Genomic DNA, 20,705 nt, shown 5'->3' on the forward strand with positions numbered 1-20,705 from the left:
TCCCTAAAATAGCACTTTTCACCAGAATACCCGCTATTTGCTGTTTGCCGACTTAAGTTTTTTATTTAGTGTTTAATATTTTCGGTTATGTTTTGGAATAATGTGGGAATTTATTATTTATACATCGATCAAATTTACGACAAATGGATTTACGCAATATTTTAAACGATCTGGATCGAGCCGAGAAGATCGAGCTGGCGCAGCTTCTCCATCGGGGGCTCAACGTCCCCGACCTAGGGCTTGTGGGCTGGGACATCGGCAACGACCGCCCGGTGTATTGCCCTCACTGCGAAGACTCGGACATATACGGTCACGGGCACTACAAGGGGCGCAGGCGCTACAAGTGCAGGTCTTGCCACAAGACCTTCAACGACTTTACCGGTACTGCCGTTGACGGCATAAAGAAGCTGGAAAAGTTCCAAGAATACCTGTTGTTGGTGGTGGAGAGCGACGACAAGCAGTTAGACATCAACGACAAGGTCTCGGTGGTGGTCGCCTCGGGCAGGAACGGCGGGAGGACCATGCTTGTGGCAAAGATCGGCAGGATAGATGCGGAAAGCGTCCAGAGCACGATAGGTGCGCTCATCGCACCGGGCAACGTACTGTGTTCCGATTCCCATCCTTCGATAATCAAATGGGCAAGGGACAACGAACTCGAGCACCATACCTTTGTGGCGTCGCGCCAACATGTAAAGGACAGGTGCTATCACGTACAGCACGTCAATTCCCGAGACAACCGCTATAAGAGATGGGTCAAGAAGTTTTATGGGGTTTCGACCAAGTACCTTCGGGGCTACTTGAACTGGTTTGTCTTTCTGGAAAAGATAAAGAAATCTGCCCTACAGGGCTTGGAACTTGCAAGGTGCGTCGCCAAGAACATCGGTGCAATAAAACTCTATAGCTCTATCGAAAGGAAGTATGAGAAATTGATAGTTCCACAACTTTATAAAACATAACCATATTTTCAAATATTCAATTTGAGTCGGAATTTCATCCTTTTCACGCTCTAAATTATATTCATCCAATAGTTCAGGGTATTCAGTTAATAATTCCGTCATAACTTCCCTATCAATCATTCTTATTTTATTTGTCTCTTTATCCAAAAGATACAAGAATCTTTTCATTGCAAGAGAAGCACCTGCACTACCTCCCCCAATTGCTCCAAATGCCATACCCGACTGCATTTCTTTAGTTTGCATGGTTTTATTCATTGGGATTCCCGCTGTGAAAACAAAATATTTTCCGTCACTAATTATTTTTGAATACCAGGTCTGTAATTTATAAGGCCAACCATTAATGAAGATTGAATCTCCTGTTGAATGTGCGACAATTTCCTTTTTTAATACTTTTCTTTTTATTGATTTGTCAGCGGAAATCAATTTGTAATTATTTCCACCATTCATTTTAATGTCTGATTTTGTTCTTCTTTCTATTGTTAAATCAAAGTTTTTACTTGGAGTTTTTGCTTTTAACTCCTCCAAACTCATATAACTACCTTGTGGATAAATTTCCTGGGATGTGGCTGAAATACTCATCAATAGGACTGCTAAAATTAATGTTGTAAACAACACTACTTTTCACTCCGTGACGGATTTACGCACTAACTATTCGGTTTATAACTGACCTTTATTTTATGTTTATATTTTCATTTTAGCACTTATTCCGCTATTTTTTTATATACATTCTTGTGTTTAGTGTCTAAGAGTTGTTCACCTTAAGTAGTTCGAATACTTATGAAAACATGAAAGTCGTACATGGCGTTGCACGACTTTCATTTGAACAAGATAGCACTTTAACAATTACTCTTTGTTTAATACCATAATTTGTGAAACAGGTTCGCTTGTTATTGCTGCATTTTTCATGGCTTCTTTCAAATTGGACTTTTCTAAAAAAGAAGTAATATCATTCGTGTCTTCGGCGTTGAAAATTGCCACAACATTTAAGCGATTGTCCAAATCTTTTCCAAGCGCAGTAAGTGAAATCTTATACTCTGACCGAACATTCTGATGGTTATCAAATGCTTTTTTCCACTGTTTGTAATCCTTTACGGTGTGTTGAATGATCAAAAAAGCATCACCTGTTGGGATTCCTGAATTGGAAACTTTGAAATAGGTGAAAGTCGGCTTACTGGTCACTCCTGCCGCTCCCATTAACTCAGCTGTTTTAGGATCTGTGAAAAAATCTTTCCCAGTTTTCACATTCTCGAGTTCAAAAACTACGGTTATAAAATTCGGATCAGAGGCCCCTCTTAGGATAAGCTTTTCTACTATTCCAGCTTTTTTTCTCCTTTCGGCATCCTTTTTATAAGCCGTTTTCCAAATGCCAAAGTCTGCAACATTGTGTTGAACCAATACACACGTCATTCCTCCAAGTATATGATATGTGAAAGAGAAATTTTCTGCTTCGTTTTGGCTGGTTTGAGAATAGGACATTGTTACTGAAAGCGCCAATATCAGCGTTAATGCGAGTTTGATTTTAAAGTATTTCATTTTAATATAGTTTATGGTTTATTTAATAGCTATTACTGCACTCGAAGGCCCTGTAAGAGGCATTATGGATGTTTCTTTAAATCCAACTTCCTTGGCCCATTGGTTGAAATCGGCAAAAGAAAAGTCAAATCCCTCTGGTGTTTCAATCATCATGTTCAGAGACATCAATAGGCCAAATGCATTTTTATTTCGCGTATCATCAATGATATTTTCTATCACCACCAAACTGCCCCCCTCAGGAAGTGCTTGGTAGGCTTTCTTCATTAATCGTTTCTTTTCAACCACCCCCCAGTCATGAAGTACATTGCCCATGGTAATTACATCTGTATTTGGAATTTCATCTTTGAAAAAATCACCCGAAAGCACCTTCACCTTTTCAGCAAGGCCCATGTTCTCAATGTTTTGAGAAGCCAAAGGCGAAACAGGTGGCAAGTCGTATGATATGCATTTCATATGTGGATTGAGCTGTGCCACTTGAGCGGCGAGATATCCACCGGCTCCTCCCAAATCGCATAAGGTTTGATACCCAGAGAAATCAAATCTATGTGACAATGCCATGAAATTGCCCATTTGAATGCCACCCATAGCTCCTAAAAATTCACTTAACAAAGCTTGGTCTCTATATAAAATTTCGAAAATGGGTTTTCCTCCCGAACGTGTCTCATTTTGGGGCTTTCCTGTTTTTAGACCTTCTTCCAGATTGTTCCAAAAAGGATATAAACGATTATTTGCCATTTCAAGCATTCCACCAACATAGCTAGGTTTATTCTTGTCGAGAAAAAGCGCTGAATCTTCAGCATTTCGGTACGTAGCAGTTTCCTTCAAGCCGTTTCTTTCCAGAAATCCGAGCGCCACTAATGCATCCAGAAAGTCATAAAGATTTCTATGGTGTAATCCTAGTTTGGTTTGTATGTCCTTTCCAGACAATTCTCCCGCAGATAAATAGGTAAATAGCTCCATATTAATCGCCGTAAGAAGTGTTTTTGAGGCCCAAAATCCCAAGCCAATTTGCATGATTTTGGACGGGTCGATTTGTTTTTCAATTGTTGTTTCCATTTTTAATTTTTTTAGTAATTAATTAAAGTGGTTTATTGTAATTTATGAGTGTTAAACAGTGAATGCTTATTCCAGAAAGAAGGGCGCAAACTTTTCCTTGTTTTCTGTGAGCCATTGTTCAAATCCTTTTATTTCAGGATACATTTCATGACTTGATTTCCGGTCTGCTTTTCTTTCTAGAATGTGTAATCGGTTGCAGGTAAACTGAGTTGCAAGATCTTCTGCTCCCGGGAAGCCAAATGAAGCAAAGACCTCTCTTGGTATATCCTTGTATTGGATGGTTTTCCCAAGAACCTTCGTCATGATCTCGGCATACTTTACAGGCTCCAAGTCTTCAGCAACAGCACCTATAAGTTTCCCGATGTATTTAGAAGGGTCGCTGAAAATCGTGTTTACGATTCCACCTAAATCTTCAATGGACAAAGCAGCCAATGGCGTATTCCCTTGCGGGAACCCGAATCCATAAGTGCCATCTTCCTGTTTCATTGGTGGAAAGAAGGATAGAAAATTCTCGAAATAAAAGGCTGCATGAACATACGTTGTTGGCGTGTCTTTCGATCTGCTGTAATTCTCCATGGCCGCTTTGGTTTCAAAATGAGGTACGGATAAAGTTCCATTGGATAATTGTTCAGCACTTGGAAGCGTACTGAAAACAAAGTGGTCAATATTTGCTGCTTCTACAGCATCTACCAGGTTTAGTCCCTGTTGTAATTCTCCACCGAAATGTTCCCAAAAATTGGTGACACCAAATACCCCATAGCAGCCTTGCATGGCTGCAATGAGCGTTTCCTTGTCAGATAAATCTGCTTTTATAATTTCGGCACCCTTTGATTCGAGTGCGAGAGCAGCATCAGATTCGGGGTTTCTGGTGAGACACCTTACTTTAAAATTTTCCTGTTGTAATAAATGGCGAGCTACACTGCCTCCTTGGGCTCCTGTTGCTCCAGTAACTAATATGGTTTTCATTTTATCTTCATTTAAGTTTGATTTCTTAGGTCAAAAATGCTTAAATGAAGTATGAGAGGGAAAAAAAAGGAATGAACGTCCCTGTTAAGGGAGTAAATGGCTTAAAAAAGGGAGTGAAGAAAATGACTATTTCCTCGGAAGTAGCAAATGGATGCTGGTTCCTGCTTTTGAACTTTCTATATTGATGGTTCCTTTATTGAGCAGCATAAATTCGTTGACGAGCACCAGACCTAAGCCTGACCCCTTTTCACGATCCGTTCCAAGTGTGCTCTTGTTTTCCTGAAGTGAAAACAGGGTTTCAATCTTTTCATGATCCATTCCAATACCAGTGTCTTTGATCGTGATTTGAACGTTGTCCTCAATATCATTGGTAGAGACCTCAATTTGTCCGCCTGAGGGCGTAAACTTTATGGAATTGCTGATTACATTTCTCAATACACTAAAAATCATATTGTAATCAGCAAATACGGATGCTTTATCATCATCAAAATGCAAAAAACGAATATGCTTAGAAGCAATGAAATCGGTGAAAAGATGATGAACGTCTTTTATCAAAGGCTGTAAATCTATTTTTTGAGGTGAGCATTGAAGGCCTTCTTGCTGGCCCAGAGACCAATTCAAGAGGTTGTCGAGGAGTTGATTAACGTTTTTTGCTGCAAAACTGATCCTTGGCCCCAGCGCCAGGAGCTGTTCATTTTTTCCTTTCGCATTGTAGTATTCAAATAGTTCAGCGATCCCCTCCAGGGAGGTAACAGGACTTCTTAGGTCGTGCCCAATTATAGAAAATAAGCGATCCTTTGTTTTGTTCAGGTTTTCCAGCTCCTTGGTACGAAGTTTTACGCGTTCTTCCAATTGCTCGAAGACGATGGAGTTTTGAATAGAGACCGCTATTTGCTGAGATAGCGTCATTAAAAACACTTCATCTGATTTATGGAAAAACAGGATGTCCTCACTTTCACAAGACAAAACGGCCACCAATTCATTATTGGCAATAAGCGGCAAAGCCACTAAACTTTCAGCATTGGGGAGACCGGGAAGTTTGATAGTTTGGGAAGCGGATTTATCTTTTTTGTGGAAGGCATTTGCATATTTTCGATACTGAGATAATCGGGAAATTCTTAATTTTTTCTTCTTGCTGGCCACAGTGCCTACTACACCATAATTAAAGGGTATCTCAACGCCAATTCCTAAATCGCAAAATCCCCGGCTGGCAAAAACCCGAAGTATGGTATCTTTCTTAGCCGGAAACAAAAGCATGGTGTGCTTTAGATTGAAATTATCGTCTAGTAATTCTAAAATATTATCGAGCTTTTCCTTCAGGGGAGAAAGCTTTGCGAGCTCTACGGCAACATTTCTTAAAAGCACGTTTTTTCTCTTCTCTTCTAGGAGTTCTTTCTCTAATGACTCAATTGATTTTTCCATTGAGCACGAGCGTTTGAATTGATTCGACTTTGCAAATAACTGCAGATTGCAATTTGAAAGTATCTTCCATACCCTGCATGGATGCTATTGCCGTAATGATCATGTTCATTTCTTCAAACAAGTCGCCTTCCGTTTCTTCTTTCTCAAAGCATAGGTTAATTTTCCAGAGGGAAAACGTTTCAGGGCAGTTTACAGCTACCGTAAAATGTGGATTCTCGTTGATGTTTTTCCAGGTTTTGCTAAAAAACTGCCGTGATATAGCCAGGTAGTCCTCATCTATGTAGTGAACATGCGAAATATACGTCACATTTGGCGTTCCATCAAGAGACACCGTGGCAAGTGTAGGTGGTATAACACCTTGAAAGGCAGGAAACATATCCTGTGTTATTTTGTTTTTCATCATCTCTTAGTCCGTTAGTTTGCCTCCTGTTCCAGGTTTGGGTGTCTGTTCATACACTTCGGTAAACCGCATCCTCACCGCAATGCTGGGTTGATCTAATAAGTAACCAAAAATTCCGTCTCCATCCAACCCCATACCACTTAGTATTTCAATGATTTTAAGGACTTTTGGCTGATACAAATTAACATTTTCCTCGGTACACATTTGATGACTTACATACTTCCCTTTTATCTGATAAGATTCAAAGTTGAGTATTGAAGCCATTAAAAAGCTGATTTTCGAATCAGCCTCGAGCGTTGGTTCTATAATTTCAAACAATTGCTTTGGAAGAAAAATGATAATGTGTTCATTGTCCACTTCAATGGTATAGCCAGCGACCCGAGTCAACTCACAAATCTTATTTTTATTTACTGAGGCCACCCAAAAAAGGAATTCCTGTAGGCCAGATATTGTTTTTATTCTTTCAGTAATTTCCATGAAAAACTAAATTAGAGAAAATCTATCAAAGTATGCTAATTCTGGAAAGAAAAGCGCGCCTATATGTTTTTCCAATTCCAATTTTCTTCTCCCCAATCAATAACATATTTTGAGTCAGTTTAATATCATCAATGGCTTCGAGATTGATGATATAAGAGCGATGCACTTGTAAGAAAAGATCATCTGGGAACTTTTCGGATATGTTCTTTAACCGTTCCTTAATCATGTACTTCTTGTTCTGTAGATGGATGTAGCAATACTTGTCATACGCTTCAATATATCTGATGTCTGAGAGTAGCACTTTCGTTAATGAAGCGCCGTCTTTCACAAAAAGATGCTTTGTTATACGCGTATTAATAGAGCTAGCGATACCTATTCTTTCCTTTTGTTTATTAAAAATCGCAAGCGCTATACTTCGCTCTAATTCCTCTGCTTTATATGGTTTAGTGATGTAGGCCACAGGTTGTGTTTCCTTGGCTTTATTGAAAGTACTAGCATCATGAAACGAGGTTAAAAAAACGGTTGGAATATCAAATAACTCATTGATTTTATTAACCAAATCAATTCCCGAGATATCACTATTCAAATCAACATCCATCAATAAGATATCAGGATTTGTTGCTCGAATTATAGGAATCACCTGATGAGGATCAACTATAACATCAATTAAATCGTATTTTAATGAATCCATCACCATTCGAAGTTTTGCTTCATGAATGGGATCGTCTTCTGTTGCTAATATTCTAATTTTGGACATTTACAGTTGATTCTATCAAAGTGAATTAAACACAACGGTCTTTAACGCAATTAGCGTGGAGTAGGGACGCAAACTCGTCGGCTTTGTTGTTTTTTAGTTGGTCTCTAAAATAACACTTTTCACTGGAATGCCCGCTATTTGCGATAAGCGACTTGGCAGCTTTTTATTTTTTTCTATAAATACTTATAAGACCTGCTTGCTTATCATCCGCTAGTAGCTCTTTTATTCTTTTAGCACGTGCTCCTTCATTTAATGTTCCGTTATTATCGAAAAATTTGTCATACCATTTATTCTTTTGTCATACTGAGAATTTTTACTTTGAATATCTGCATAAAATAATCTCTCAAAATTACTTTTGTCGAATAAATTATCTAAATCATTTTCTGAAAAAAAATGTTTGAAATAAGAATTGTTTTTTGGATTGGATGGATTATTATGAGGATGTTTATCTGAATGCCAAAGGCAAGCTTCTTTTTGGAGAAAAATTTAAAATCCATAAGGAGGATAATGCGATCTTACTACAACTCTGCTCCTACTTCATCAAGGATAAGGAGAATTGCAAAAAATTTGGAATTGATACCAACAAGGGACTGCTACTTTCCGGTCCCGTGGTAAAACCAGTTTGATGAAATTGCTTCGACACATCGTTCCGATGCAACGACCGTATGAGATGATTCCTTGCAGGAATGTAACGTTTAGTTTCAATCATATCGGTTTTAAAACAGTCGAGGAATATGGGAACACCAAATTATTTTGTTTTGACGACTTGGGTGTAGAACCTGCCGGAAGCTTTTACGGTACGGATCTCAATGTTATGGGCGAGGTTCTGCTATCCCGCTACGAGCTACACCTACAAATCTAAATGCCGAAGAACTGGAAGAGCGCTATGGAAACCGCGTTCGTAGCCGAATGCGGGAACTGTTTAATTTGATTGCTTTTGATGAAAGGGCTGGGGATAAAAGGAAATGAGAATTTATAAAAATCTGTTATACAGGTAATTTTAGATAAATTACTATAGGAGCCGATGCGATGGTGCGCATTTATGAATACCCAGCCCACAAGCTCATTTAAAGAATAAACATTTTGGATACCGCCCTCCCGAGGTGCAGTGTAAACTGGAATAATACTTTAACAGAAATATAATGATAAGTTGTTCCTGAAAAGGTTTCTTAATCGCGCTACCTATAATGAGTATATAGATATCACCTTCTTTAGTCACCAGAAAAAATTGCAAATAATAAAATTGAAATTTGGATATTTATTTCTGGTAGTGAACTTAAGGGTTACAGCTTTAAAATTTTGATGATAACCATTAAGAACAAATCATCATCCTTAAATCCTTCCCTTATTTTTTTGTAAGCTTTGCGTATATGGGCCTCTACAGTCTTTACAGATATATCCAAATCTTCAGCGATTGTTTTTTGGGTATAGCCTTGAATTTTGTTGAGCTTTAATATTTCTTTGCAGCGAGGTGGAAGGTTGTTTATAATTACCGTCAATCTTTCTAATCGCCGTTCCAGTAACTGTGGATCGTTAAAGATATGTTCTTCCAATGCCTCTTTCTTCAATTCTTTAAAAAAACATTCTTCCTTCTTCCGCTTGCTATATCGATCCATATAACAATTATATGCAATTTTGTAAAGGTAGTTCTTGGGGGAACGCTCTGTATCTAAGAGGCTGCGATTTTCCCATAAACTAAGAAAAGCTTCCTGTACTACATCTGCAGCTTCCTCCTGATTGTTTGTAAAAGTCCTTACATAGCCTATAAGCTTCTTATAATTATTATTGAAAAGCATTTTGAAAGCTGAATTGTCTCCTTTTCTAATGGCGGGTACTAACTGTAAATCTTCCATGGGGGGGGATTTGGGGTGATAAAAATAGAACTGTAGGTAATTCCAAGTTTATTTTAATGTCTTTTTACGATTTCCGAATAAAAATTTCTATTTATAACGTGCTAAAAAATTGGATAAAGTCTCAAAGATCAAAAAAAAAACAATTAAGAGTAAGGGTTTTTTACATTTTTAAGGTATTATCTAAAAAGAACGATGGAATATAAGCCCTTTCTTATTAAACTGGTTTCAAAATATTTTACTGATTCCCTCTCTGCCAAGGAGGAGATGGATTTAGGTTGGTTAATAAGCCAGGAGCCATATGCTGAGATGTTCAAAAAACATATCGTTGATGACTATTGTGTGGACCTTTTATGGAGGGAGATAGATGTGGATAGGGCTTTTCAAGAATTATGGAAGGTAATCCAGTTGAAGGAAGAAATAAAGATACGACTAGAAAAGCTTGAATTACAACCGATGTGAAGGGTTTCCATCATAAGCGGCAAAGAATGTATTGATTACTATGTAAAACATTGTCTATTAGGAGAACACCTAAAAATGAAAACAGGGAAGTTCTTTAATAGAGTAAAGAACAATTTTCAAAATCTAGAAAGAGGACAATGACCCTACGGCAATGTGGGATTGATTTAACGCTTAGATTTTGGTTATGTCTAAGGCTGAATATTTTATAGCCTCAATTGTTTTACTCTCATGGAATAAGGTAGTTTTTATTGGGTATTAGCTTGGATTTTTTTTAAACAAGCCCCACAGGAAAATTTGGAGCAACTGGGAATAGATTTCTTTGAACGGTCAAACTGTTTTGTAGTACTACTTTTCGAAAAATCCTGATAGGAGCTACCTCTTTTACAACAAAATACAGTAATTCGAGGACTATAGAAGCATTAGTTGAAGGGGATGGATATTTTACAATCTATTGCAAGTTTTTCATTTACTACCAAAGAAATATTTATTAAAAATGATCTAAAAAAACAAACAAAAATTTTACCAATCCCCAAAATTATCAATTGATGGAAAATCAGCCCCAAAAATTCAAAATTATAATTATTGATGATGATTATTTAACTACTATGTTGCATCACAAAAAATTGGTCCAAAATGAAATGACCCCCGTAACTCCAATTATTTTTAATGACCCTAGGGAAGCCCTTACTTATTTTTCTCATTGTTGCACCTCAAAAACAACCTACATTATCCTACTGGATCTGGAGATGCCATATTTAAATGGCATCGAATTATTGCGAAGATTAAAACGTTTGAAAAAAAAGATTAAAACATTAGATTTTTTCGTTTTTATTTTAAGTTCCGTCATAGATTCCACGGTAATAAAAAGTCTTAGAGAATATCCTGAAGTTAGAGGTTATTATAACAAACCTTTTTCAGATAATCATTGTTCCCATTTGAAGAATAAAATTCACGCTTTCAAAAATAATGATGAAAGCGTAAATACAGGGTTTTTATTGAATGGATAGTAGGGTTTGAGTATTTCTACAAGTAATTACAGTATACTTTTGGGAATTGCAAAACCGGTGAACTGCAATATATTTAATTAGGCGCATCAAAAAGTTAATTCCCTTGTAAGCGGGTCTTATAGCGATCAATGTGCAGAATTTCTTTTATCCATGATCAGCCTTAAGAATTACTTTATTTTAAATTATGTGTAAGGTTAAAAACTCGCAAGTTTAAAAAAAGAGATTTATAATTTTCTGGCCTGGTTAATTAGCAAAATGGGGGAACACGCTGTTAACTGCATCCCCCCATTTCTATATATCCCGAGGGGGTATAATACTTAAAGATAAACATTTTTGTTTTATTGCAGAATAAGCTTGTTAAAAAAAAGAGCCCTCTTATATATTTGGAATTTTATTTGAAATAGAGGGGCTTGATTTTTATTATGTTTTTGTGTCAGTATATCCTGGAAAGGAAGTTAGCACTACCAGAATATTCAAAAAGAACGTTATAGAAATTGTGTTCGAAGCTGAATACGGGAACTGTTTAATTTGATTGCTTTTGATGAAAGGGCTGGGGATAAGAGGAAATGAATTGCAGCAAACTTTCCCTTTATTCTGGAAACTTACATTTAATCCAATACGAATTTACACTTTCAGTGTGATTCTACGGATCTTTTAAAATTGTCCAAAATGGCCTGCCAATTCTATTTTTGCATATCAGTTAGATTTTGGTTTAAAAATTCTGATCATCGGCAGAAGGGCCATAACTTGCGGGTACTGGGATATCCAGCAAGCGATAGTAAACGCCCAGTTGGGCACGATGATGGGTAATTTGATCGAGTGCATGGCGAATGGCACCATATTTTGTCCACTCCATCAATTTTTCACCCTTCATAGTGAGTCCCCATCTAGGCTCGAGATCAGACTCTGCAGCCACTTCAAGGGCTGATATCGAAGCCTTGTATTCTTTCTCCAATAGCGCTTTCAACTGCATCTTGTTTTCTACCTTTTCTGTTTGATCTGCTTCTGAAATATCAAGCTCAGAAGTGTCCAACATAACAACCGGCCACCCAAAGATTGATGCGATGTGCGTAACTAAGTCGATCATTTTCATGCTTTTTTCGTGTGGAGCATAGTTGTTGTTTTTTTCGGGATAATTGTCGAAGAACTTTTTAGTAACCGTGTACTCAAAGGTAAGTTCATCCCTTAATTGCTTTAATGTATCCATGATGTCTTTCTTAGGTTTGTAATACTAATTTAATGGAAACAATTTTAATTGTCTTTGTCCTAACTCAAATTTTCATCGAATTTAAGTGTGGATTTTTAGATGTTGATGTTTTTTAAATAGGTGCTACAGCATGGTAGATTTGGAAATCTATCTTTATGTTGATTTATTCTTTGATTCTACATACTTCTTAAAATTATCCAGAATGGCTTGCCAACCTTGTTTTTGCATATCCACAGGGTTTTGACTTTCAGGCTCAAAAGTTTCCGTAATTGTTATTCCCTTATTAGCTTTCATAAATGTAATATCCACTTTTCTGCCATCATCCAATGTGTACTTGATTTGCTTGTTGGGAACTATTTCATCATAAGTTCCTCCAAAATCAAATCCCATACTACCATCCTTGGCTTCCATTCTTGTGCTGAATTTACCCCCTTTTTTCAGATCATTCTGTGCTTTTGGTGTGTGCCAGTCTGGGGAAGCATTGTTCCATTGTTTGATATGTTCTGGTTCAGTCCAAAAACGCCAAACCTTATCAAGGCTGGCGTTAATAGGGGTTTCTATGGTAATGGTTTTAGGTTTGCTCATTGCTTGTTCTGTTCGTTATAATTAATCATCCACTTCATCCCGAACTTATCGGTAAAACTTCCAAAATAATCTCCCCAAAACTGGTCCTCCATTGGCATTTCGATATCGCCCCCTGCGGAAAGTCCATTGAATAATCGATCCGCTTCTTCCCTGCTTTCGGGGTGAAGTGAAACATACATATTGTTTCCTTTGTTCAGGGTATGGCCCATCGAGGGTACAATATCCGAAGCCATCAAGATGGTATCCTTGCCTATGGGCAACGAGATATGCATTGTTCGTTTCTGTTCTTCTTTAGGCAATTTTTCCGTATCGGGAGCATCTCCCATTTTCATATTGGCGATAAATTCACCACCAAATACCGATTTGTAAAAATTGAATGCTTCTTCGGCATTGCCGTCAAAGTTTAAATATGGATTTACTTTCATAATAATTGATTTTAAAGGTTATTAATACTATTTAAAAATTGATCCCTAATCCGGTAAAACTTCTGCCTCAAGCCCCAGTCGCTTTAAGAATTGTAAAATTTTAGATACGCTCAGTCTGCCATTGTTACTTTCCACCCGCAAGATCCTATCGCAGTCTTCCAAATCAAAATTGGCCTTATAGCACTGAAAGTTGGAATGAACAGCATCCACAATTTTCTTTGCCTTATTTTCATTATCAACATTGGTTCTAAATATTTCCACCATTTGCAAGATTTTTCTACAAATACAGACTTTAAAAATGTGTTATTTTACTAAAGTATATAAAAATACCATTAAATATTGTTTTTAAAATATCCTACTGAATCGAATGAAGTCCGGCCATATTACCCTCTGTATCAAATAATAGGGAGACAAACCCAAGCTCGCCAATGGACATTTTTGGTTTAAAGATTTTACCACCCGCTTTTTCTACCCGCCTTTCTTCCGTAGCGCAGTCTTCGCTATTAAAATAAACAAGGTTGATGTTACCACCTGCTTTTACCCCTTCCATCTTGACCAAGCTTCCATTTGCACCATATTTTTCCATGTCTCCCGGGAAACTTCTCATTTCCATATCGTCGCCTGTGGGATTGGGCAGTGCTTCCAACTTCACGTCTAGAACGCTTTCATAAAACGTTGATGCCCGCTCCATATCATCTACATAGATTTCGAACCAGACTATTGAATTTGATGTTTTCATAATTTAAATTTGGATTTCATAGAATTAAATGGGTTTCATTGTTCCGATAGCTCCTTAACTATCTGTAAGGCTTTATGAAATGTTTTTTGAAAATATTCTGAATATTCTTCGGTAATATCAACGCCTACCTTTAATTCTGTTGTCCCGCCTTTTTCCTGCAGGATGTAATTTTCTTGCGCACCCTGTACCGATTTCGCATCTGCACCAGTTAAATCTTCTTTGCCATTTTTTACAACCCCCTGATGCTCAAAAGACATATACTCATTGGCTATTTTAGAAAGGATCCTGCTTAGCATCCCATTATTGTTGGAGCCCAAGAAAAGTACTTTGCCCCCTTCCTGCCAATCGGTTTCGGCACGTGAGCCTTCACAAAAAGGGGCAGTCCATATGGGATATGTCTCCTTGCTCCAAAGCACCCTCCAAACTTTTTCTTTGGGGGCATTAATGATTGTTTTGAATTCTTTCTGTTTCATAATTGACTAGATTTGATTCTTTTCTCAGGCTTATAAATAAGCAAGGTATTTCCACAATCAAATGCTTTGGCCTCTAGTAGTTTCAATTTCAATCGTTTCTTGTCTGGAAACAAGCTTGTACCTTTACCCAACACGACCGGATTAATAATAAGGCGATATTCATCAATCAAATCGTGCATTATAAAAGTCGATGCGATACCCGCTCCTGCAAACAGCACCAGATCCCTCCCTTTCTTATTTTTCTCCATGTTAATTTCCTCGACGACGTTTTTAGACACTATCTTAGAATTCCATTCTACCTTCTCCAATGTTTTGGTGAAAACTATCTTAGGGGTCTTGTTCATCATATCGGCGAACGCTCCGGTTTGGCCCGACCAATAGCCTAGCATGAGTTCATAGGATTTTCGGCCATAAATAAAAGTATCGACTGTTTGGAAAAAGTCCATCATATAATCTTCCATTTTATCATCCCAAACGTGCCAATGTATGTCATTGTTCGTTCCTTCAATATATCCATCAAGGGATACCATCATTGATAAAATTATCTTTCTCATTAAATTAAAGATTAAGTCTATTTTTTAGTTTTCAATTAATCTATTGTTCCGGCATTTTGTCCATATCCATATAGAGCATATTCCAGCGGTGGCCATCCATATCCATAAACCCAAAGCCATACATCCAACCATCCCTTTCGCTAGGCTCGGCAAAAATTTTCCCACCTGCCTTGCTGACTTTTTTAGCCATTTCATCCACTTCGGTCTTGTTTTGTGCGTCGATACTCAAAAGTGCCTCCGTTCCTTTTAAAGGATCCAAAATTTCATTTTGCGAAAAGGACTTAAAGGTGTCTTCGGGGAAAAGCATCAACACAAAGTCATTTTCTCCTATAAAGAAGCTTGCAAAATGTTCAACTTTTGAATACAAAGGATTTTCGCGAAAGCCTATGGCTTTAAAGAATTTTTTTGATTTTTGTATGTCCTTAACGGGGAGGTTCAGCCAGATTGATTTCATTTTGTATTATTTTTTAAAAGCTTGTTAATAAATCACTTACTCAAAGATATCGGAGTAAAACCAAACTTCACAGGTGTGTTTACGTCAATCTTACGGGTTGATTGCGACATTGAATTTTTATATCTTTCGTTACATTAAAGTCAGGTAAAATGAAGCACGTATCCATCCTTGTCCCTAAAGGGCACGTAAGTGTTGTAAATATTGCAGGAACGCATCAAATGCTATCCTGGGTCAATGAATTTCTTCAACAATCAGGTAAAGAACCAATGTTCCATATTCAATTGGTAGGTCTTGAAGGGCAACCGGATAGCGGTGGCGGGCTTTTTCCTGTTAAACCTGAAACCGTGATAGAGGAAATTCCAAAAACTGATTTAATTATCCTTCCCGCTATCCATTCAGATTTCGAGAAAAGTTTAAAACAAAATAGTGCATTGACACCCTGGCTTATCAAGCAATATAAAGATGGTGCGGAAATCGTAAGTCTCTGTATTTCCTCCTTTTTTCTTGCCGCCACAGGGCTACTGGACGGGAAACCGTGTTCTACGCATTGGCAATCGGCCAATATGTTTAGGGAACTGTTCCCGAATGTTATTTTGACCGATGAAAAAATCGTGACCGAGGCCGATGGCATCTATACGAGCGGTGGCGCATACGCTTTTACCAATTTGGTCATTTACTTAATAGAAAAATTTGCTGGTCGGGAAACTGCAGTTATGGCCGCAAAAGGATTTATGATTGATATTGACCGTAGCAGTCAATCGCCTTTTATGATTTTTTCGGGACAAAAATCGCATAAAGATGATGAAGTTTTGAAGGCCCAGGATTACATAGAGCAAAACTATAAAGATAAAATATCGGTTGAGGATTTGTGTGAGCATATCGCTTTGAGCCGACGCACCTTAGAACGCCGTTTTAAAAAAGCAACCTCCAATTCTGTCCTGGAATACCTACAAAGGGTAAAAGTGGAAGCGGCAAAAAAAGAACTGGAAAAAGGCCGTAAAACCGTAAATGAGGTAATGTATGACGTTGGGTATTCTGACCCCAAAGCGTTCCGGGATGTTTTTAGAAAGATTACAGATATGACACCTTTGGATTATTTGAATAAATATAGTGGCAAGCTTGAGATATAATTGTTTAATCGTTAAGACCTTTACCATTCAGAATTTGCCCTGTACACTTTTCCATTCTTGCCGTTCTGATTTTAGATTGCTGGGCATTTGAAAAATATAATAGATATCCTCTTTGTCGGCCTGGCGTCAATGATTGGATGGCTTTTTTTAAATTCGCATCATCTTCTAATGCTTTTTTAAATTCCTCGGGCATATCAAATTCCGAAGTCTTTTTCATCTTCACTTCCAAGCCTACTTTTTCTACCTCAATGGTCTCAAAAATGTAAGTTTTGACGGAAGACTCTAATTCTCTGATTTCTTCAAAATTCTTAAACCGGATTTGGCGTGTTGCTTGAATATTTTTTGTTTGCTGAACCAATATATCATTTGTGTCTTTCAACAAAACACCTTTATGGAATAGCAACGCGCAATAGTCTTTAAATCAGTGAATGAGAACAATATTATTACCTTGGAAGGTATAGCAGGGCTTGCCCCATTTGAATTCTTCGCGCAGTCCCGTGCTATGGATCAGGCTCCTCAAATAAGCATATTCCTCCTTCCACTTTTTGCTTTCTTCGAAAAAAGGATTCGATACTTTTCTTCATAAGATTTTATGCTATGATACTAACTTGCTGTTTGGGTTTATTTCTTTCTTGATTCATTCATTTTTGCGTGCGATTTGAGAACTTGTTTGATTATTGTGGAAGGAACTTCTTGGTCAAATTTAATTTGTACCGTACCCTTTCCTGTTTTATATCCTTTATCTCCAAATAGTTTACGTTCTTCGTCGCTTAGCCCACCTTCACTAAATCCAACACTCACATGTTTAGAATATGCTGCAAAACCCGCTAAAACTCCATTAAGCTTGTAATTTGGGACATTCCAAGCAATTCTTTCTTCGGCTTCTGGAACGGTGGACTTAATTATTTGGCGAAGTTCTTCCATAATAGAACGGGATTCCTCGGACGAATTTTCGATATATTCATTTACGTTTTTAGATTTCTTCATAATTGTGGGTTGTTAAAGGCTGCCTTTCTATCCATTGGCCTGAAATACCACGATAAAATTGTCAAGATTAGAAGTAGCAATGGTGGAAATATTTCATTTATCGAATTACCGGATAAGACGTGGGAAATCACAGCTCCAGACATCACAAAGAAAAAACCTGCATAGGCCCATTCCTTTAGCAATGGGAATTTAGGAATTAGCACTGCTATAACCCCCAAAATTTTCCATATTCCGAGTACGGTCAATTAAACCCTCGATGAGGGATTAAAATCAGTGCGACCATATATTCTGGGTAATCACGTAAAAATGTAATAGCTAATACAAACATTAAAACGGAACCAATAATCCAATTGAGTATAAGCGAAATGGAAAGGATTTTTGTGTTTCTGAAAACTTTGGGCAATAGCGAATAGTTGACTTTTGCCAAAGGTGGGTACATCAATATCAAACCGATTGCAATGGGAATATTCGTTGTTCCGCTACTGAATGAGTTGACGATACTTGGAAAGTTTGGCACAAAGTAGCCGAGAGCCACACCGCATGCCATCGCAATAAAAATCCAAAGGGTTAAATAACTATCGAGGAAGCCTAATTTTTTTGTAGCCATTTTTATGAATTGATTTGAGAGAAAACATAAAATAACTCAGTAGCGATTTGAAGACTTCTTTCCTTATATTTTTCCGCCTGTTGGGGTGTATTGTCAAACGCTTTTGGGTCTTCAAAAGTTATGGGAATACGTTTTTCTGTACCTGGAACAAATGGACAGGCTTCATTTGCTGAATCGCACGTCATAATGGCTACAAATCCTGATTTTGGGTTGAAATCGTCATCCAGTTTTTTTGAAAACCCTATTATTGGATGCTCATTGTCAGCATATTTAATACTGTGAATAGGGTTGTTGCCCTCTGAAATTTTTTTAATTTCAAAACCTGAACTTTGCAAAGTTTCTGCAACCGTTGGAAAAAGTGCGGTACTTTCTGTGCCACCTGAATAACAGAATACATTTTTGATGTTGAAATGATAGGCCAAAGTTTGTGCCCAAAATTGAGATAAATGACTTCTTCGTGAATTGTGAGTACAGATGAAGTTGATTCTAATTTCTTTGTTTTCAGCTACTTTAGCTTTAATATAATCAATTAAGGGCTGTAAAATTTCTTTTCGTTTATTTTTAATGGTATCAACGTTCAATGTTGAAATAACGGTATCAATGGTTTTAAAAATGTGCATTTAAGTTTCTAAATATTTTTTTTAATTAACAACAATTTGTGTTTGGTAAACAACCATTGGAAATTTCAATTTCAGAAAGATTTACTTTTGGGTTTTTATTTTTTTCTCCTGGTTTTTCTGCATACACGGTAATACTAAAAATTCCTGTTTCTCCCTTATTAAAATCATTGACTTGTTCTGAAGTGAGGTATTTACTTAGAATATCATCTGGAATTGTAATGGGTTTTTCTTTCTGAATAGTTATATTTTGGAAACCGTTATCTTGTATCGTTTGTAAATAATCTGTTCTTTGAATTGCCCCGGCCACACAACCAGCATACATTTCTGCATCTTCTTTTAAAGTTTCTGGCAGGTTTCCTATCAAGACGATATCAGAAATGCTAAAATGTCCCCCGGGTTTTAAAACCCTAAAAATTTCTCCTATTACTTTTTGTTTATCAGGAACTAAATTTAAAACACAATTACTTACAATTACATCGGCAACACTATCACTTATTGGCATTGCATCAATATCGCCTTCTCTAAACTCAACATTATTATATCCGAGTTTTTCTGCGTTTGCTCTGGCTTTTTCAATCATAATTGGTGTGAAATCGATTCCAATTACTTTTCCTTCTACCCCAGCTTCGTGCCTTGCAACAAAACAATCATTTCCGGCTCCGGAACCTAAATCGATTACAGTATCACCTGTGTTGATTTTTGCAAACTGAGTTGGTAATCCGCAACCTAAGCCTAAATCTGCATCTTCAATATATCCTTTGGTTTCGGAATAATCATCCATCATAATATTATATACTTTGTTTGATGGAGTAGTGGCGCCACAACAAGACGAAGCATTTTCTGCTTTTCCTTGTTCAGCGATCTTGGTATAGCGTTCCTTAACGATATTTTTTAATTCTTGTTCGTTTTTCATTGTGACTATTTTATTGTTAACAACAATCTTCTTTATTAGAAATATCTTGATTTAGAAATTGCAACATTGCCGCTTTCATTTTAGTCCAATTTTCGGTGTCGATGCAATAGCAAACGCTAGTGCCTTCAACATTTCCTTTAATTAGTCCTAAATGTTTCAGTTCTTTTAAATGTTGTGAAATCGTAGGTTGGGTCAATCCAATTTCGTTGACCAAATCCCCGCAATAGCAAGTGTCTGTTTTAAAGAGTTGTTGTAAAATTGCCACTCTTGCCGGATGTCCGAAAACCTTTGCAAAAACCGAGATTTGGTTTTGCTGGTCTGTGAACATTTCTGTTTTGGTTAATCCCATTTCGCTTTATATTAATTCATTGCAATATTACAATTAATATATAAACTGTCCAAATTATTCTATTTTTATTGCTACTTCCTTAATCTCTTTAAAGAGAGCAATTATAAGTTGCTTGATGCATTTAATAATTTCTATGAATAGTTCCTTCATGACCTTATTTTTTAATTTGTAAACCACTTAAAATCGATAACACAATCGCAAATATATTTTCTTCTTTAGTAAGATGTTATGATTCATCAAGATTGGATAAAAACCCCAATTCCAAAAGCACGGAAGGACAATAATCAACAGTTTCCCGAAGCACCTGAAAATCGAAAAACTTCACTCCCCTACTTTCAAATCCCAATTCCTTATTAAGCGCAGCTTGCAATTGAAAAGCCAACCAAGTGGCATCCTTTGAATATTGTGAAGTGGAGTTTGCCACATATATTTCAACACCTCTAGCATTCGGGTTATCGGAATGGTTACAATGCAACGAAATAAACAAACCTGCTTTTAGAGCCTTCGCTAGTTTAGTCCTATCCGATAATGAAATAAGCGTATCACTATATCTTGTCAAATAGATATCCCTTGGTGTTCCCGACTTTTCGTTAAGGCTCAAAATTCCCAGAGCAATATCGAGGACAATATCCTTTTCTTCAATGCCATTAATTCCGATTGCACCGGAATCTTTTCCACCGTGTCCAACATCAATAAGTATTCTTTTATGAGTTACAGTTTCCTGACCAAACATGATACACATTTTTAAGAGCAAAATGAGAAAACTGACGTTTTTG

27 protein-coding genes and 3 pseudogenes are annotated in these 20,705 nt (G+C 37.2%); 5 read left to right on the forward strand and 25 right to left on the reverse strand.

The window, feature by feature from the left end; genetic code table 11:
• The first annotated feature begins 143 nt into the window (after positions 1-143).
• A complete protein-coding gene (locus tag JM83_RS09215) occupies positions 144-956 on the forward strand; it encodes an IS1595 family transposase (RefSeq protein ID WP_144961455.1) in 813 nt (270 codons plus the stop codon).
• On the opposite strand, the gene JM83_RS09220 is transcribed toward JM83_RS09215, so the two are convergent.
• The 8 genes from JM83_RS09220 to JM83_RS09255 form a co-directional block, all read right to left on the reverse strand.
• On the reverse strand, positions 840-1,535 hold the full coding sequence (locus JM83_RS09220) for a DUF6563 family protein (protein ID WP_186434976.1): 696 nt from the start codon (positions 1,533-1,535) through the stop codon (positions 840-842). The genes JM83_RS09215 and JM83_RS09220 overlap by 117 nt on opposite strands.
• 264 nt (positions 1,536-1,799) lie before the next feature.
• Positions 1,800-2,489 (reverse strand): hypothetical protein, encoded by a 690-nt coding sequence (locus JM83_RS09225; RefSeq protein ID WP_144961459.1) that lies wholly within the window; start codon positions 2,487-2,489, stop codon positions 1,800-1,802.
• An 18-nt stretch (positions 2,490-2,507) separates the two neighbouring features.
• Complete coding sequence (locus JM83_RS09230; protein WP_144961461.1) at positions 2,508-3,545, reverse strand: methyltransferase; 1,038 nt, start codon at positions 3,543-3,545, stop codon at positions 2,508-2,510.
• 66 nt (positions 3,546-3,611) lie between these two features.
• Positions 3,612-4,511, reverse strand: a complete 900-nt coding sequence (locus JM83_RS09235) for an NmrA/HSCARG family protein (protein ID WP_144961463.1) — start codon at positions 4,509-4,511, stop codon at positions 3,612-3,614.
• 126 nt (positions 4,512-4,637) lie between these two features.
• Positions 4,638-5,933 carry a GAF domain-containing sensor histidine kinase gene (locus JM83_RS09240; RefSeq protein ID WP_144961465.1) on the reverse strand — a complete coding sequence of 432 codons (1,296 nt, stop codon included), beginning with the start codon at positions 5,931-5,933 and terminating at the stop codon, positions 4,638-4,640.
• A complete protein-coding gene (locus JM83_RS09245) occupies positions 5,917-6,336 on the reverse strand; it encodes a pyridoxamine 5'-phosphate oxidase family protein (RefSeq protein ID WP_144961467.1) in 420 nt (139 codons plus the stop codon). The genes JM83_RS09240 and JM83_RS09245 overlap by 17 nt, the downstream gene beginning before the upstream one ends.
• Positions 6,337-6,339: 3 nt before the next feature.
• Complete coding sequence (locus tag JM83_RS09250; protein WP_144961469.1) at positions 6,340-6,810, reverse strand: hypothetical protein; 471 nt, start codon at positions 6,808-6,810, stop codon at positions 6,340-6,342.
• Positions 6,811-6,835: 25 nt separating this feature from the next.
• A complete protein-coding gene (locus JM83_RS09255) occupies positions 6,836-7,567 on the reverse strand; it encodes a LytR/AlgR family response regulator transcription factor (RefSeq protein WP_144961471.1) in 732 nt (243 codons plus the stop codon).
• 425 nt (positions 7,568-7,992) lie between these two features.
• Here JM83_RS09255 and JM83_RS09260 point away from each other — a divergent pair.
• A pseudogene (locus tag JM83_RS09260) lies at positions 7,993-8,536 on the forward strand (ATPase).
• A 314-nt stretch (positions 8,537-8,850) separates the two neighbouring features.
• Here the strand turns inward: JM83_RS09260 and JM83_RS09265 are convergent.
• Complete coding sequence (locus JM83_RS09265; protein WP_144961473.1) at positions 8,851-9,420, reverse strand: RNA polymerase sigma factor; 570 nt, start codon at positions 9,418-9,420, stop codon at positions 8,851-8,853.
• A 192-nt stretch (positions 9,421-9,612) separates the two neighbouring features.
• Here JM83_RS09265 and JM83_RS09270 point away from each other — a divergent pair, with 192 nt between their 5' ends.
• Together JM83_RS09270 and JM83_RS09275 are read left to right on the forward strand one after the other, a co-directional pair.
• Complete coding sequence (locus tag JM83_RS09270; protein WP_144961475.1) at positions 9,613-9,879, forward strand: hypothetical protein; 267 nt, start codon at positions 9,613-9,615, stop codon at positions 9,877-9,879.
• Positions 9,880-10,424: 545 nt separating this feature from the next.
• A complete protein-coding gene (locus tag JM83_RS09275) occupies positions 10,425-10,886 on the forward strand; it encodes a response regulator (RefSeq protein WP_144961477.1) in 462 nt (153 codons plus the stop codon).
• Between the two features lie 712 nt (positions 10,887-11,598).
• On the opposite strand, the gene JM83_RS09285 is transcribed toward JM83_RS09275, so the two are convergent.
• The 8 genes from JM83_RS09285 to JM83_RS09320 all read right to left on the reverse strand — a co-directional run bounded on the left by JM83_RS09285 (position 11,599) and on the right by JM83_RS09320 (position 15,323).
• The gene (locus JM83_RS09285; RefSeq protein ID WP_144961480.1) at positions 11,599-12,093 is read right to left on the reverse strand and encodes a DinB family protein; all 495 of its coding nucleotides are present in this window, start codon (positions 12,091-12,093) and stop codon (positions 11,599-11,601) included.
• Positions 12,094-12,246: 153 nt separating this feature from the next.
• Positions 12,247-12,678 carry an SRPBCC family protein gene (locus JM83_RS09290; protein WP_144961482.1) on the reverse strand — a complete coding sequence of 144 codons (432 nt, stop codon included), beginning with the start codon at positions 12,676-12,678 and terminating at the stop codon, positions 12,247-12,249.
• Positions 12,675-13,103: a VOC family protein gene (locus tag JM83_RS09295; RefSeq protein ID WP_144961484.1), complete on the reverse strand. Its 429-nt coding sequence runs from the start codon at positions 13,101-13,103 to the stop codon at positions 12,675-12,677. The genes JM83_RS09290 and JM83_RS09295 overlap by 4 nt, the downstream gene beginning before the upstream one ends.
• Before the next feature lie 45 nt (positions 13,104-13,148).
• On the reverse strand, positions 13,149-13,367 hold the full coding sequence (locus JM83_RS09300) for a hypothetical protein (RefSeq protein ID WP_144961486.1): 219 nt from the start codon (positions 13,365-13,367) through the stop codon (positions 13,149-13,151).
• Positions 13,368-13,458: 91 nt separating this feature from the next.
• Positions 13,459-13,842: a VOC family protein gene (locus JM83_RS09305; protein WP_144961488.1), complete on the reverse strand. Its 384-nt coding sequence runs from the start codon at positions 13,840-13,842 to the stop codon at positions 13,459-13,461.
• Between the two features lie 35 nt (positions 13,843-13,877).
• Positions 13,878-14,315, reverse strand: coding sequence for an SRPBCC domain-containing protein (locus JM83_RS09310; RefSeq protein ID WP_144961490.1), 438 nt, complete (start codon positions 14,313-14,315; stop codon positions 13,878-13,880).
• A complete protein-coding gene (locus tag JM83_RS09315; protein ID WP_144961492.1) occupies positions 14,312-14,869 on the reverse strand; it encodes a dihydrofolate reductase family protein in 558 nt (185 codons plus the stop codon). The genes JM83_RS09310 and JM83_RS09315 overlap by 4 nt, the downstream gene beginning before the upstream one ends.
• A 40-nt stretch (positions 14,870-14,909) precedes the next feature.
• Positions 14,910-15,323 (reverse strand): VOC family protein, encoded by a 414-nt coding sequence (locus tag JM83_RS09320; protein WP_144961494.1) that lies wholly within the window; start codon positions 15,321-15,323, stop codon positions 14,910-14,912.
• 149 nt (positions 15,324-15,472) lie between these two features.
• Here JM83_RS09320 and JM83_RS09325 point away from each other — a divergent pair, with 149 nt between their 5' ends.
• Complete coding sequence (locus JM83_RS09325) at positions 15,473-16,453, forward strand: GlxA family transcriptional regulator (RefSeq protein ID WP_144961496.1); 981 nt, start codon at positions 15,473-15,475, stop codon at positions 16,451-16,453.
• A 4-nt stretch (positions 16,454-16,457) separates the two neighbouring features.
• Here the strand turns inward: JM83_RS09325 and JM83_RS09330 are convergent, their stop codons facing one another.
• From JM83_RS09330 to JM83_RS09365, 8 genes and pseudogenes are all read right to left on the reverse strand, one after another.
• Entirely contained in the window at positions 16,458-16,832 is a 375-nt protein-coding gene (locus JM83_RS09330) for a YdeI/OmpD-associated family protein (RefSeq protein WP_315897845.1), read from the reverse strand.
• Between the two features lie 242 nt (positions 16,833-17,074).
• The gene (locus tag JM83_RS09335; protein WP_144961498.1) at positions 17,075-17,440 is read right to left on the reverse strand and encodes an iron chaperone; all 366 of its coding nucleotides are present in this window, start codon (positions 17,438-17,440) and stop codon (positions 17,075-17,077) included.
• Positions 17,437-17,685, reverse strand: a pseudogene (locus JM83_RS09340) (DoxX family protein); the annotation flags it as partial. The gene JM83_RS09335 and the pseudogene JM83_RS09340, both read right to left, overlap by 4 nt.
• 17 nt (positions 17,686-17,702) lie before the next feature.
• A pseudogene (locus JM83_RS09345) lies at positions 17,703-18,047 on the reverse strand (arsenic resistance protein); the annotation flags it as partial.
• A 2-nt stretch (positions 18,048-18,049) separates the two neighbouring features.
• Positions 18,050-18,667: a low molecular weight phosphatase family protein gene (locus tag JM83_RS09350; protein ID WP_144961502.1), complete on the reverse strand. Its 618-nt coding sequence runs from the start codon at positions 18,665-18,667 to the stop codon at positions 18,050-18,052.
• 25 nt (positions 18,668-18,692) lie between these two features.
• Entirely contained in the window at positions 18,693-19,580 is an 888-nt protein-coding gene (locus JM83_RS09355; protein WP_144961504.1) for an arsenite methyltransferase, read from the reverse strand.
• 16 nt (positions 19,581-19,596) lie between these two features.
• Positions 19,597-19,929, reverse strand: coding sequence for an ArsR/SmtB family transcription factor (locus tag JM83_RS09360; RefSeq protein ID WP_144961507.1), 333 nt, complete (start codon positions 19,927-19,929; stop codon positions 19,597-19,599).
• Between the two features lie 226 nt (positions 19,930-20,155).
• On the reverse strand, positions 20,156-20,662 hold the full coding sequence (locus JM83_RS09365; RefSeq protein WP_315897846.1) for an N-acetylmuramoyl-L-alanine amidase: 507 nt from the start codon (positions 20,660-20,662) through the stop codon (positions 20,156-20,158).
• Positions 20,663-20,705 lie beyond the last annotated feature (43 nt).

The organism is Gillisia sp. Hel_I_86 (assembly GCF_007827275.1).
Taxonomy (GTDB): domain Bacteria; phylum Bacteroidota; class Bacteroidia; order Flavobacteriales; family Flavobacteriaceae; genus Gillisia.